The organism is Bacillus sp. AF23, assembly GCF_020861455.1.
Lineage (GTDB): Bacteria > Bacillota > Bacilli > Bacillales > Bacillaceae > Bacillus > Bacillus halotolerans.
Genome location: NZ_JAJHVY010000002.1, coordinates 22830 through 35873, shown reverse-complemented (window position 1 = coordinate 35873; position 13044 = coordinate 22830). Strand labels below are relative to the sequence as shown.

17 protein-coding genes and 1 riboswitch are annotated in these 13044 nt (G+C 43.8%); of the genes, 7 read left to right on the top strand and 10 right to left on the bottom strand.

Annotation, left to right across the window (positions count from 1 at the left end; translation table 11 throughout):
- Positions 1-82: 82 nt before the first annotated feature.
- Positions 83-1285, bottom strand: a complete 1203-nt coding sequence (metK, locus tag LNN34_RS00185) for a methionine adenosyltransferase (protein WP_010331578.1) — start codon at positions 1283-1285, stop codon at positions 83-85.
- A 168-nt stretch (positions 1286-1453) separates the two neighbouring features.
- Positions 1454-1593: riboswitch (SAM riboswitch) on the bottom strand.
- 197 nt (positions 1594-1790) lie between these two features.
- Here metK and pckA point away from each other — a divergent pair.
- Entirely contained in the window at positions 1791-3374 is a 1584-nt protein-coding gene (pckA, locus tag LNN34_RS00180) for a phosphoenolpyruvate carboxykinase (ATP) (protein WP_095714576.1), read from the top strand.
- A gap of 39 nt (positions 3375-3413) precedes the next feature.
- On the opposite strand, the gene LNN34_RS00175 is transcribed toward pckA, so the two are convergent.
- Both LNN34_RS00175 and LNN34_RS00170 read right to left on the bottom strand, forming a co-directional pair.
- The gene (locus LNN34_RS00175) at positions 3414-3656 is read right to left on the bottom strand and encodes a DUF2584 domain-containing protein (RefSeq protein ID WP_024122585.1); all 243 of its coding nucleotides are present in this window, start codon (positions 3654-3656) and stop codon (positions 3414-3416) included.
- A 51-nt stretch (positions 3657-3707) separates the two neighbouring features.
- A complete protein-coding gene (locus tag LNN34_RS00170) occupies positions 3708-4481 on the bottom strand; it encodes an alpha/beta hydrolase family protein (RefSeq protein WP_095714577.1) in 774 nt (257 codons plus the stop codon).
- 149 nt (positions 4482-4630) lie between these two features.
- Between LNN34_RS00170 and LNN34_RS00165 the strand changes: the two genes are divergently transcribed.
- Genes LNN34_RS00165 through LNN34_RS00155 form a run of 3 tightly spaced genes read left to right on the top strand, consistent with a single transcriptional unit; the run spans position 4631 to position 7217 of the window.
- Entirely contained in the window at positions 4631-5635 is a 1005-nt protein-coding gene (locus LNN34_RS00165) for an ABC transporter substrate-binding protein (RefSeq protein ID WP_101860079.1), read from the top strand.
- 12 nt (positions 5636-5647) lie between these two features.
- Positions 5648-6430 (top strand): ABC transporter ATP-binding protein, encoded by a 783-nt coding sequence (locus LNN34_RS00160; protein WP_024122588.1) that lies wholly within the window; start codon positions 5648-5650, stop codon positions 6428-6430.
- Positions 6405-7217, top strand: coding sequence for an ABC transporter permease (locus LNN34_RS00155; RefSeq protein WP_024122589.1), 813 nt, complete (start codon positions 6405-6407; stop codon positions 7215-7217). The genes LNN34_RS00160 and LNN34_RS00155 overlap by 26 nt, the downstream gene beginning before the upstream one ends.
- A gap of 23 nt (positions 7218-7240) precedes the next feature.
- Here LNN34_RS00155 and ytkD read toward each other — a convergent pair whose 3' ends face one another.
- The 3 genes from ytkD to LNN34_RS00140 all read right to left on the bottom strand — a co-directional run bounded on the left by ytkD (position 7241) and on the right by LNN34_RS00140 (position 8930).
- Positions 7241-7717, bottom strand: coding sequence for an RNA deprotection pyrophosphohydrolase (gene ytkD, locus LNN34_RS00150; protein ID WP_024122590.1), 477 nt, complete (start codon positions 7715-7717; stop codon positions 7241-7243).
- A gap of 212 nt (positions 7718-7929) precedes the next feature.
- The gene (locus LNN34_RS00145) at positions 7930-8334 is read right to left on the bottom strand and encodes a phage holin family protein (protein WP_024122591.1); all 405 of its coding nucleotides are present in this window, start codon (positions 8332-8334) and stop codon (positions 7930-7932) included.
- Positions 8335-8492: 158 nt separating this feature from the next.
- The gene (locus LNN34_RS00140; RefSeq protein WP_010331587.1) at positions 8493-8930 is read right to left on the bottom strand and encodes a Dps family protein; all 438 of its coding nucleotides are present in this window, start codon (positions 8928-8930) and stop codon (positions 8493-8495) included.
- A 124-nt stretch (positions 8931-9054) separates the two neighbouring features.
- Here LNN34_RS00140 and ytzI point away from each other — a divergent pair, with 124 nt between their 5' ends.
- Positions 9055-9204: a YtzI protein gene (ytzI, locus tag LNN34_RS00135; protein WP_044153683.1), complete on the top strand. Its 150-nt coding sequence runs from the start codon at positions 9055-9057 to the stop codon at positions 9202-9204.
- Here ytzI and LNN34_RS00130 read toward each other — a convergent pair.
- The gene (locus tag LNN34_RS00130; protein WP_106020309.1) at positions 9198-9641 is read right to left on the bottom strand and encodes a FixH family protein; all 444 of its coding nucleotides are present in this window, start codon (positions 9639-9641) and stop codon (positions 9198-9200) included. The genes ytzI and LNN34_RS00130 overlap by 7 nt on opposite strands.
- 121 nt (positions 9642-9762) lie before the next feature.
- The gene (locus tag LNN34_RS00125; protein ID WP_010331590.1) at positions 9763-10236 is read right to left on the bottom strand and encodes an S-ribosylhomocysteine lyase; all 474 of its coding nucleotides are present in this window, start codon (positions 10234-10236) and stop codon (positions 9763-9765) included.
- 127 nt (positions 10237-10363) lie between these two features.
- On the opposite strand from LNN34_RS00125, the gene yidD reads away from it, so the two are divergent.
- Positions 10364-10591, top strand: coding sequence for a membrane protein insertion efficiency factor YidD (gene yidD / locus LNN34_RS00120; RefSeq protein WP_010331591.1), 228 nt, complete (start codon positions 10364-10366; stop codon positions 10589-10591).
- On the opposite strand, the gene LNN34_RS00115 is transcribed toward yidD, so the two are convergent.
- Together LNN34_RS00115 and LNN34_RS00110 are read right to left on the bottom strand one after the other, a co-directional pair.
- Positions 10588-11151, bottom strand: coding sequence for a beta-class carbonic anhydrase (locus LNN34_RS00115; RefSeq protein WP_024122594.1), 564 nt, complete (start codon positions 11149-11151; stop codon positions 10588-10590). The two genes, yidD and LNN34_RS00115, sit on opposite strands and share 4 nt — an antisense overlap.
- A gap of 110 nt (positions 11152-11261) precedes the next feature.
- Complete coding sequence (locus tag LNN34_RS00110; RefSeq protein ID WP_010331593.1) at positions 11262-11510, bottom strand: type B 50S ribosomal protein L31; 249 nt, start codon at positions 11508-11510, stop codon at positions 11262-11264.
- Between the two features lie 201 nt (positions 11511-11711).
- Here LNN34_RS00110 and LNN34_RS00105 point away from each other — a divergent pair, with 201 nt between their 5' ends.
- The gene (locus LNN34_RS00105) at positions 11712-13043 is read left to right on the top strand and encodes a cytochrome ubiquinol oxidase subunit I (protein ID WP_229042463.1); all 1332 of its coding nucleotides are present in this window, start codon (positions 11712-11714) and stop codon (positions 13041-13043) included.
- Position 13044 lies beyond the last annotated feature (1 nt).

Sequence of the window (13044 nt, the reverse complement as noted above, 5' to 3'; positions counted from 1 at the left end):
GGTTTCACAGTTATGTAAAAAAATAAACATGGATACATCGATAAAAAAGGGAAAGCCGCTTAACCAGTAAGCGGCTATAAAATTATTCTCCTAACGCTTCTTTACGCAGCTGTTCCGCTTTGTCTGTACGCTCCCACGGAAGGTCAACATCGTGGCGTCCAAAGTGGCCGTACGCAGCAGTCTGTTTGTAGATCGGACGGCGTAAATCAAGCATTTTGATAATGCCGGCAGGTCGTAAATCAAAGTTATTGCGCACAACTTCAATCAGTTTTTCCTCCGAAGCTTTTCCGGAACCGAATGTGTTGATTGAGATAGACACAGGCTGTGCAACACCGATCGCGTAAGCAAGCTGCACTTCGCAAGAATCTGCAAGCTCAGCCGCAACGATGTTTTTCGCAACGTATCTTGCAGCATAAGCAGCTGAACGGTCTACTTTCGTCGCATCTTTACCAGAGAACGCGCCGCCGCCGTGACGTGCGTAGCCGCCGTACGTATCAACGATGATTTTACGTCCTGTGAGCCCCGCATCCCCTTGAGGTCCTCCGATGACGAAACGGCCTGTAGGGTTAATGAAGTATTTTGTTTCTTCATCAATTAATTCTTCAGGAACAACCGGATTGATGACATGTTCTTTAATGTTGCGCTGAATTTGCTCAAGCGTAATTTCAGGGTGGTGCTGAGTTGAAATAACAATCGCGTCAATGCGGACAGGTTTGTTATTTTCATCATACTCAACCGTTACCTGTGTTTTGCCGTCAGGGCGAAGGTAAGGAAGAACATCTTCTTTACGCACTTCACTCAAGCGGCGGGCTAATTTATGAGCAAGTGAAATCGGAAGAGGCATGAGCTCTTTCGTTTCGTTGCACGCATAACCGAACATTAAACCTTGGTCACCCGCTCCGATTGCTTCAATTTCTTCGTCGCTCATTGTGCCTTCACGGGCTTCAAGCGCTTGGTCTACACCCATCGCAATATCAGCAGACTGCTCGTCAATTGATGTTAAAACTGCACAAGTTTCCGCATCAAATCCGTATTTTGCACGTGTGTATCCGATTTCTTTAATCGTTTCACGAACCGTTTTTGGAATGTCAACATACGTAGAAGTTGTGATTTCTCCGCTGACAAGAACCAAACCAGTTGTCACAGACGTTTCACAAGCAACACGCGCGTTAGGGTCTTTCTTTAAAATTTCATCTAAAATGCTGTCAGAAATCTGGTCACAGATTTTATCCGGATGCCCCTCCGTAACAGATTCTGATGTAAATAAACGACGATTTTTACTCATGATTTGCTTCCTCCTGCACAAGGCCTCCCGAAAGACCTTATATATATGATACGGAACTCGCTCCCTCTTATACAATGTTACGTTTATATTAGAGATGTTAATTGGCATATTTATGAAATAAAAAAACCTTTTCCGTTCGAGGAAAGGGTTTGGTCTTTGTGCCTTTCACTCTTATCGCTCAAGGAATCATTCAACCTTGCATCAGGTTAGCACCTTGGTTGTCTCACACAATTTGAACATAATGAATAATAGAGAAACCGGTTGCTGGGCTTCATAGGGCCTGTCCCTCCGCCAGCTCGGGATAAGAGTATCCGCTCAATGAAATATCTTATCGTAAAAGGGTTTGCAATGTCAATATGAATCAGGAGAAATAGACGCCTTTATTGCGGAAAACAATGGAAATGCACACACAAAAAACGATAAATAGTATAGACTATTTGAAAATATATGTTATACTAATTCACAATTAGCAAAACACAAATAAAATGATAAAGGAAGGTTTCTTATGAACTCAGTTGATTTAACCGCTGATTTGCAAGCCTTATTAACAAGTCCTAATGTGCAGCATAATTTATCTGCAGCTCAGCTTACAGAAAAAGTACTTTCCCGCAACGAAGGCATTTTGACATCCACGGGTGCCGTCCGGGCGACCACAGGCGCTTACACGGGACGTTCGCCGAAGGATAAATTTATTGTAGAAGAAGCAAGCACAAAGAGTAAGATTGATTGGGGTCCGGTGAATCAGCCTATTTCCGAGGAAGCATTTGACCGGCTGTACACGAAAGTTGTCAGCTATCTGAAACAGCGTGATGAGCTGTTTGTTTTCGAAGGATTTGCCGGTGCTGATGAAAAATACAGACTGCCGATCACGGTCGTTAATGAATTTGCATGGCACAATTTATTTGCCAGACAGCTGTTTATCCGTCCTGAAGACAATGATAAAAAAACAGTCGAACAGCCGTTTACCATTCTTTCCGCTCCGCATTTCAAAGCGGACCCAAAAACAGACGGCACACATTCAGAAACCTTTATTATTGTTTCTTTCGAAAAGCGCACGATTTTAATCGGCGGAACGGAGTATGCCGGAGAAATGAAAAAATCGATTTTCTCCATCATGAATTTCCTGCTGCCTGAGCGAGATATTTTATCCATGCATTGCTCCGCCAATGTCGGTGAAAAAGGCGATGTCGCGCTTTTCTTCGGCCTGTCGGGAACAGGAAAGACCACCCTTTCGGCGGATGCTGACCGGAAACTGATCGGTGATGATGAACACGGCTGGTCGGATACTGGTGTCTTCAATATCGAAGGCGGATGCTATGCCAAGTGCATTCATTTAAGCGAAGAAAAGGAACCGCAGATTTTTAAAGCGATTCGGTTTGGATCCGTTCTCGAAAATGTTGTTGTAGATGAAGATACGCGTGAAGCCAATTACGATGATTCCTTCTATACAGAAAACACACGTGCCGCTTACCCGATTCATATGATCGACAACATTGTGTCTCCAAGCATTGCGGGCCACCCGTCAGCAATTGTATTTCTGACGGCTGATGCATTCGGTGTTCTGCCGCCAATCAGCAAGCTGACGAAGGAGCAGGCTATGTACCACTTCTTAAGCGGTTATACGAGTAAACTAGCCGGCACCGAACGCGGTGTCACGTCTCCTGAGACGACATTCTCCACATGCTTCGGTTCACCGTTCCTTCCGCTCCCGGCTCATGTATATGCGGAAATGCTCGGCAAGAAAATCGACGAACACGGCGCAGACGTTTACTTGGTCAACACCGGCTGGACCGGCGGCGGCTACGGCACAGGCGAACGCATGAAGCTTTCATACACACGGGCGATGGTAAAAGCAGCGATTGAAGGCAAATTAGAAAATGTGCAAATGACCACTGACGATATTTTCGGCCTGCACATCCCGGTTCATGTTCCGGGTGTTCCCGATCATATCCTTCAGCCGGAAAACACGTGGAATAACAAAGAGGAATACAGAGAAAAGGCTGTGTATCTGGCAAACGAATTCAAAGAAAACTTCAAAAAGTTCACAAATACAGATGCCATCGCACAAGCGGGCGGGCCTCTCGTTTAAAAAAGCAAAAGCCAAGAGCAATTAAGCTCTTGGCTTGTTTTAATTGACTGTATGCAAAGAAGTCAGCTTGTACGTAATGATTGTCCGCCCGTCTGTCCATTCAAGCTTCTGCACTTCGGCTGTGCCTGACTTTTCACCAAACTTTGTTTTGCTGACATCCATCGGAATCTCCATTGGATAAATGCGATACCCGTCTTTCTCTAATCTGAATATATTTTCATCTATGCGAACTTCTTTTCCTTTTGTCACAATCAATGTATTAAATTCAACAGGCATTCCCAAATTGAAATCCCCTTTCGTTCTCTTTTTTCTATATCATAACATATTTCACCGTCAGCGGTTTTTCATCCACTGCGTGAGCTGCCGCACAATACGCCGGTTTTCCTTCGGCGGAAAATAATGTGTGAATGTACTGTAGTACCACGTCTCTACAGGCTTGTGCAGCTGTTTTAATTTCTCCTCAAATAAATACGAATGCTGAATGGAAACGTTTTGATCTTTTTCTCCGTGAATTAATAAAACGGGTGCCTCAATTTTGTTCACTTCGTCAAAAGGCGTTCGCCATTTGTATTCGTCAGGCACCTTTTTCGGCGTTCCCCCAATCACTCTTTTCATCATTCTTCGTAAATCCTGCCGCTCTTCATATGTAAGAATCATATCACTGACGCCTCCCCACGAAACGAATGAAGCCGCATGCCGTCCCATTTCAATCGCAGTAAGCATTCCCATTATGCCGCCTCTGGAGAAACCGAAAATATGAATTCTGTTCTTTTTCACTTGCGGATGCTGCTGGAGCAGGCGAAAAGCGGAAAAAGCATCCTCTCTGTCTTCTCCTGCAAAATCCTCGTTGCCCTCCCCTCCCTGATTCCCTCTGTAAAAGGGGGCAAATACAACAAATCCTTGAGACGCAAACTGGATAATTCGGCCCGGTCTGACCATTCCAACACTCTTAATACCGCCGCGCAAATATAAAAATCCGTCATATTGCCCAGGTGCCGCCGGCTCCGCCAGCAGCCCTTTCACTTTTAAGCCATTTGAAAGGTAGCAGATGGTAAACAAACGCACATGCCGGCTCGGCGACGGAAATCTTCTTTTCTCAACAATCAATGCTCCCGCCTCCTTTTTTCTTTATTCTTTCCTGCCTTTAAAAATAAATCCTGTAACCCGGATTAGGCATTCACACATTTTTATACCCATCATACGATATGTAAAGCAAAAAAGGATATTAACTTGATGCTAAATAAGGAGGTTGTCATGTGAACAAATGGTTAAGGCTGGGCTGTTTCTGCGTTTGCAGTGTGTTTCTTATCATTGCCCTGAGCGCTTGCAAGCAGGAAGCAACACTCACGAAAGTAAAAGTAGCCGAAGTGACCCATTCCATTTTTTATGCACCTTTATATGTTGCAGAATCTAAAGGCTTTTTCAAGGATGAAGGCCTTGATGTCGACGTCAATACGACCTGGGGCGGCGATAAAACGATGACTTCGCTTCTTTCAAACGGCTCGGACATTGCTCTTGTCGGTTCAGAAACATCCATTTATGTCGAATCGCAAGGGGCTAAAGACCCTGTCATTAACTTCGCACAGCTGACTCAGACAGACGGAACGTTCCTTGTCGCAAGAGAAGATGCCGAAAATTTCAGCTGGGATCAGCTGAAAGGAAAGACTTTTCTCGGCCAGAGAAAAGGCGGTATGCCGCAAATGGTCGGCGAGTATGTGCTGAACCAACATCACATTGATCCGCATAAGGATATTGAACTCATCCAAAACATAGACTTCGCCAATATATCCAATGCCTTTGCTTCTGGAACCGGTGAGTATGTCCAGCTTTTTGAACCGACTGCTTCACTCTTTGAGAAAGAAGGCATCGGCCACATCGTTGCTTCGTTCGGAGAAGAATCAGGCCAGGTTCCTTATACAACATTTATGGCAAAACAAAGCTATTTAAAGAAAAACGAGGATACAGCCGTCAAATTCACGAGAGCTATTTATAAAGCGCAGCAGTGGGTGGAAAACCACTCAGCGAAGGACATCACAGAAGCGATTAAAAATGAATTTGACGATACAGATCCCGATGTCATCGAAACGTCCATTGAACGCTACAAAAAACAAAATTCGTATTCTCCAGACCCGCTCCTCAACGAAAAAGAATGGGAACTGCTCCAAACGATTATGGATCAGTCGGGTGAACTGCCAAAGCATATACCATACAGTCAGCTTGTGAACAAACACATCGCCGAAAAAGTCACCTCGGAAAAATAGGAGGCGCCATCTATGTCTTTTTTACATGTCGACCATGTAACTCATACTTATTTTTCTATTAAAGAAAAAACAACCGCCGTACAGGACATTCATTTCGATGCCGAAAAAGGCGATTTCATCTCATTTCTCGGTCCGAGCGGCTGCGGAAAAACAACACTGCTTTCCATAATTGCAGGCTTAATTGAACCTTCGGAAGGCAGAGTTCTGATTGAAGGCCGCGAGCCGAATCAAAAAGAACATAACATTGGCTACATGCTTCAGCAGGATTACTTATTTCCCTGGAAATCCATTGAGGAAAATGTGCTCCTCGGTTTAAAAATTGCCGACACGCTTACTGAAGAAAACAAGGCCGCAGCACTTGGTCTTTTGCCGGATCTGGGTCTCGTTGATGTTGAAAAGAAATATCCTAAGGAGCTGTCAGGCGGGATGAGGCAGCGGGCCGCGCTTGCAAGAACTCTTGCCCCAAACCCAAGTCTGCTTTTGCTGGATGAGCCATTTTCCGCGCTTGATTTTCAAACGAAGCTGTCTTTGGAAAACCTCGTTTTCCGCACATTAAAGGAGTATCAAAAAACAGCGGTGCTTGTCACTCATGATATAGGGGAAGCGATTGCGATGAGTGATACCATCTTTTTATTTTCTAATCAGCCGGGCACCATTCATCAAATTTTTACCATCCCTAGAGAATTGGCTGCGATGATGCCTTTTGACGCCCGTCAGGAGCCATCCTTCCAGACGCTGTTTCAAACGATATGGAAGGAGCTGAATTCTCTTGAGAAACAGCAAAGAAACAATTGATCTGCTTCATGAGCAATTTCAATTCAAACAGAAAAAAGAGAAATGGAATGTGCATTCTTTTCAGCTTGCGATATTTATCCTCTTTTTCTCCGGATGGGAAATCGCAAGCAGACAGAGCTGGATTGATCCTCTGATCTTCAGCTCGCCGTCAGCCGTATGGCGTTTACTGATTGAAAAGGTTGCTGACGGCTCATTGCTGTCGCATATCGGGGTTACTTTATTTGAGACGGTGCTTGGCTTTTTGCTGGGGACTTTCCTTGGCACGTGTCTTGCCGCGTTGTTATGGTGGTCCAATCGGCTTGCCAGGATATTAGATCCGTATCTGGTCATTTTAAATGCGATGCCGAAAGTGGCGCTCGGACCTATTCTGATTGTTGCGCTCGGTCCCGGCTTTGTCAGCATCATCGCGATGGGAGCGGTCATCAGTGTCATCATCACAACCATCGTCGTTTATACCGCCTTTCAAGAGGTGGATGAAAACTATATTAAAGTAATGAAAACATTCGGCGCAAACAAGTGGGTTATTTTTAAAGAAGCGATTCTTCCCGCATCTTCGCCCGCTATTATTTCAACCCTGAAGGTAAACGTCGGTTTATCGTGGGTCGGTGTCATCGTAGGCGAGTTTCTTGTTTCAAAGGTCGGATTAGGATACATGATTATTTACGGATTCCAAGTCTTCAATTTTACACTCGTCTTCTTAAGCCTGTTGATCATTGCTGTATTTGCCACCCTGATGTATCAGGGCGTAGAACTGTTAGAAAAGAAATGGACGAAGGGCAGAACATAAAAACCCGGCGGATAGCCGGGTTTTTAGTTGATCCATCCCGCTTCTTTCAGTTTTTTCAAACTGATGGGAAGCACAGAATCCTTCATAATAAAGCTGAATTTTTTATTACGGGGCAAGTTTTCCGGAAGTTCATGAAACAGAACCGGCCCTTTCGTTTCAAAGTAATCGCTTTGCTTTTCAAGTTTCTCTATATCTGCAAAATATATATTCTTCACAATAACCTTTTCTTTTCCGAGAACTTTATACTGTCCGAGATACTTGAGGCTTTTCACTCTCGCCCCTGTTTCTTCCTTTACTTCTCGAAGCGCCGCCTCTTCCGCGCACTCCATCGGTTCCACTTTCCCGCCCGGAAACTCAAAGCCTCTGTCCTCATGTTCTGTCAAAAGCCATTTGTCACCAAAACGGCAGATGACCCAGACATGCTTCGGGCTGTCCGAAAAGGGCTGATTGTCAAAGGAGAGCTGAACAGTATTCTGATAATAATCTTTAAACTCGTACATGTTTATCCCTCAAATCCGTTCCTAGCTATCTTCCATACATCATACCACAGTTACGTTTCTTCGGAAGCTTTTTATCAAAAAATAAGGGAAACCCAGCACGCCATCCGGATCTGAAACGATAGACCAGCTCGTACAGCTTTTGGCCGCAGCTCTTGTCAAAATGTAAATGACTGACGCTCTGGGCTTTATTATGACCCGCGAACAGATAAAAGTTACGGTTTGCGCCTGAATTTATTTTTTAACGTTTCTAATAGATCCACAAGCATTTCCGGAACAGGTATACCGAGAGAGCTGGCTGTCACGACAATTTGCACAGATTCATAAAGAATATAAAACATAATGGCCAAGTCACGTATTGATCCCTGTGTATTCAGCAGCTGGTCAAAAAAGTGGCAGACAGAGATCAGAGCCAACGTAACTAATTTTTTGACGAAACGGGCAAAAACCTTCTTGAACGCCAGTTTGTGAATAATCGTTTCCTTCAAGGTCGTACTGATAAATTCAATTGCCATAAGAGACAGCAGAATGAGGAGTGAGTACTGAAAACCTCCGAAGAAAAACCCCGCTGCTGAAACGCTGACTGCAAAAAACGAAAAGATGCCAAAGTCTCTATCCATTTATCCCAACATCCTTTCACAGAAACGGCCTTACCATATTCTATGGAAAGCACGCCGAACGGATTGGATTTTTCAGAAAAATGGACTAGTTGTCGCCTATTTTTGCGAGGCAAAATAAAAACCGGACATCTTCAAAGATATCCGGTCTTTCTTTTCTATTATCCAAGGTAAGCTTTCAGCATCCAGTTATGTTTTTCAATATTTTGGTGAATGGCAAGAAGCATGTCCCCTGTTGTTTCGTCTCCGACTTCATCAGCTAAGTCCATGCCGCTTTTCAGTTCTTCCGCGATAACTGTAAAATCATCATACACACTCTGAACCATTTGTTCTGCTGTTTCGTTTCCGTTCGCTTCTTTTACAGAAGCTGTTTCCAAAGATTCTTTCATTGTCGCGATCGGTTTTCCGTTCAAAGCCAAAAGACGCTCTGCCAAATCATCAATATAAGTTGCTGTCTCGTTATAAAGCTCTTCAAATTTTTCATGCAGTGTAAAGAAATCTTTCCCTTTTACATACCAGTGATAATTATGTAGTTTCACATACATGACTGTCCAGTTGGCTACTTGTTTATTCACGGCTTGAATCAATTGTTCTGACATATTATCTTCCTCCTTGTTTATATTAGGTGTATACCCTTCATATCGTACGCTAAAACCTTTATTTTACCCGTCTGTCACAATGTCTTCCACTATGTTACAATTATTGAAAACGGGAGGTGGAATCATGACGCTTCTCATCACGATAAGTATTTTGATTGTGCTGGCTGTTTTGCTCGTAAGTGTTTGGACGACTGTAAAAGCCTATAATGTAAAACACACGATTGACCCTCCTCAAGAAGGAAATGCTCCCGGTTCAGACCCAAAAGGTCAATGATGGTGTGATTGCTCTTCTTCAGGTTGCTTGGTGGCAGCATCGGCATCTCCGACTTGGACTTTTAAGGTCGGCATGCTGTGCTGTTTTTTTGCAGTTACATGAGATTGGACAGTGTATACGCCATCTTCCTTAAACTCTGTCTCAAATCGATATACGCCATCTTCCTGTTTGGCTTTAAACATCTTGCTGTCGTTTTTTTCTCCGTCTTTCCATATCTCAAACTCCACTTCATCAGCATCTGTCACCGCTTCATCTCCGTAAGAAACCGCCGCTTCATAAGCAGCATTCTCTCCCGGCTTCACTTTTTCCGGTCCGGTGAGTTTTACATCTAATACCTCAGGCGTCTCAGCTGCTGTATGTGCTTTATTCGCCTCAGATCCGCACCCGTTCAGTAAAAAAACAGCAGAAAAAAGTACTGCAGCGACCATCTTTTTCATTCCATCACCCTTTTCGTCGTTTACCTCAATAGTAGCAAACGCTTACAGCAAATGGTATACAAAATCTGTAACGTCACAAAAAAGACCTTTTTGCTTTCGGGCAAAAAGGTCTTTTTTCTATTTAGCCAAATACTTTTAGCAATTCTTCTTTATCCTGTGACAGCCAGAAACGCATCAAACGTTTTGCGCCTTCCAGGTCATGAAGCTTCGCCTGGCCGCACTGCTTTTCATTGGCAGCCGGAATTTCGGTAATTTCTACAGCTTCCTTCATTGTGTCTTCAAGCAAGTCAACGATTTCCGCAGGAGTCGGCTCTCCGCTGACAACAAGATAGTAGCCGGTTTGGCAGCCCATTGGCGAAATATCAATAATATCAAAATGATCATATTTCTCAGCATGAGTGCGAATCGTAAATGCGAGCAAATGCTCAAGTGTATGGATCGTATCAGGCTTCATCGCCTGTTTATTCGGCTGGCAAAAACGAATATCAAATTTATTTACAACACCGTCTGTTCCTACTTTATGCACACCGCAATGTCTTACGTATGGGGCAACAACCGCATTATGGTCAAGTTCAAAACTTTCTACTGAAGGCATAATGGCACTCTCCCTTTTTTAAAAATGTATTTTTATTATAACATACCTTTCCGATAAGAATTATCGAATAACTTTTCAAACCGCGTTATTTTTTTTATACTTGCATCAGAAAGGTTGCTGAAGACACATGAAAACCATATTTATTGCTCTGATCAGAGGGTACCAAAAATTCATCTCGCCGCTGACGCCGCCAACATGCCGCTTTTATCCGACTTGTTCACAATATGGAATCGAAGCCATTAAAACGCACGGCGCCCTTAAAGGCGGATGGCTGACTCTCATACGGATTTTGAAATGCCATCCATTTCATCCGGGCGGAGTCGACCCCGTCCCTGAAAAAAAGCGCAAAGATTAAGCGTTATAGCCGTTTACGACAACATCCAGTTTTCCTGTCTCAGGATCAATGACTAAACCATGGACAGGCACAGTTTCCGGGAACAGCGGATGATGTTTAATGACGTCCACGCTGTCTTTTACGCTCGCTTCCACTGAATCGAAGCTTTTAAACCATTGGTCAAAGTCAACTCCGGAGTACTTCAATGTTTCGATGCGTTCTTCCGGAATTCCTCTTTCCTTTATTCTATTAAGCATACTTTCACTGCTGATTTTGCTCATACCGCAATCGTGGTGTCCGATTACACAGACTTCATCTGCGTTCAGCTCGTACACTGCAACCAGTAAACTTCTCATAATGCTTCCGAACGGGTGTGTAACAAGCGCACCGGCACTCTTTATAATTTTGATGTCACCGTTTCGCATATTCATCGCATGCGGCAGCAATTCAACCAAACGAGTGTCCATGCAAGAAAGAATCGCCATTTTTTTATCCGGGAATTTTGATGTCTGATATTTTTCATAATCTTTTTGTTCAATAAAAGTTTTATTAAAGTCAAGAATATCATTTAGAAGACTCATAGCGGTATTCCTTTCCGGTCTTTTTTCTTCAATATATCACAGCCTCTGCCTTTCGTCATCCTATCGGCAAGATGTTGAGGCCAGAAAAAAAGGCAAGCCCCGCGGCTGCCTCATTTTCCCATGTTATATCTTTTGTTGAACTGCTCGACTCTTCCGCCTTTTTCATTGAATTTCTGGCGGCCTGTATAAAACGGATGAGTATCTGAGCTTACCTCTACTTTAATAACCGGATATGTGTTTCCATCTTCCCACTCCGCTGTTTCTTCCGATGTTTTGGTAGACCTGCTCAAAAAGCGGTATCCGCTGTTTACATCCTGAAATATTACTTTGTGATTCTTCGGATGAATTCCTTCCTTCATGTCTATCTCTCCTTATTAAATCGTAATAATTACGTTTTATTTTATATCCTAACAAACATTTTGTCAATCTTCTTACAGGTTTCCCGATCTTTCGCTTCATAAACCTCATGCTTTTAAGAACAGGAAGAATAATCTAACCGAGGAAGCAAATAATAAACCCATATTACATACAGATCGTTTTGAGAAAGGTGGTTTATTATTGTGGATGATTTAGTTTTGGCTAGGAGTCTTTTTGGTACGACAATGGGCTTTCATATCATTTTCGCAACCTTGGGAGTCGGTCTGCCGCTCATGATTTTAATAGCTGAATTGATCTATCAAAAAACGAAGGATGACCATTATGCCATCATGGCGAAGAGATGGACAAAAGCACAGGCTGTTTTGCTGGGGGTCGCCATTCCGACCGGAACCATTGCCGGTACTCAGCTCGCGCTTTTATGGCCGGGTTTTATGGAAGTCATCGGCCGGGTCATGTCCCTGCCATTCCAAATTGAAATCTACGCTTTTTTTATCGAAGCCCTGTTTATGTCGATTTATGTATATGCCGCAGACCGCTTATCGCCGGTCATGAGGATTATCGCTGTTGTCTTTGTGCTGATCGGGGCCGCGGCGTCTGCCATTCTGATCACGAATGTCCATGCCTTTGAAGGAACCCCGGCCGGATTTAAAATTATAAACGGAAAGATAACTGATGTTGATCCGTGGGCCGCGTTTTTTAACCCAAGCTTTTTTGTAACCGCCGGCCATGTCGTTCTGTCTGCGTTCATGACAGGAGCCTTTATCGTTGCTTCTGTTGCCGCATACAAAATGATCCGGTCCAGAAAAAAAGAAAACGTCTATCGCTTTCACCGTAAAGCCCTGCTGCTCGCGCTGACGGTCGGCGGTATCTTTTCATTGATAACAGCCTTAAACGGGCACGAATCAGCACAAATGCTGCATGAATATCAGCCGGAAAAGCTCGCCGGAGCAGAGGGCCTTTTTGAAACAAGATCCCATGCCCCGCTTGCAATCGGAGGATTTACCGATCCGGAGGAGGAAAAAGTGAAATGGGCAATCGAGATTCCGTGGGCATTAAGCTTTTTGGCAGCCAACAGTTTTGACACTGTTGTAAAAGGATTAAATGCGTTTCCGAGAGACGAATGGCCGCCGCTTTTTATTCACACGTTATTTAATGCGATGGTCGGTGTCGGAATGCTGCTTATTCTTTATTCCATTATCGGTGTCGTCTGGAGAAAAGTATTAAAGAAAGATCGTTTTCCAACCTGGCTGCTGGTGATTTTCATGACAGCCGGTCCTCTCAGCATGATTGGTATTGAATTCGGCTGGATTTTCGCTTGTACAGGGAGACAGCCGTGGGTCATCTATCATCTGCTGAAGACATCAGATGTTGTCACGACGACAGGCTCGATCGGAGTGCTTTTCCTGTTTTTCACCTTCGTTTACGCCGTGTTGGGCGCAGCTGTCGTTTATGTACTGCTTTACTATTTCAAAAAGCACCCTGTGGATGAGGATTTAAATACGGCGGAGTCTTAAT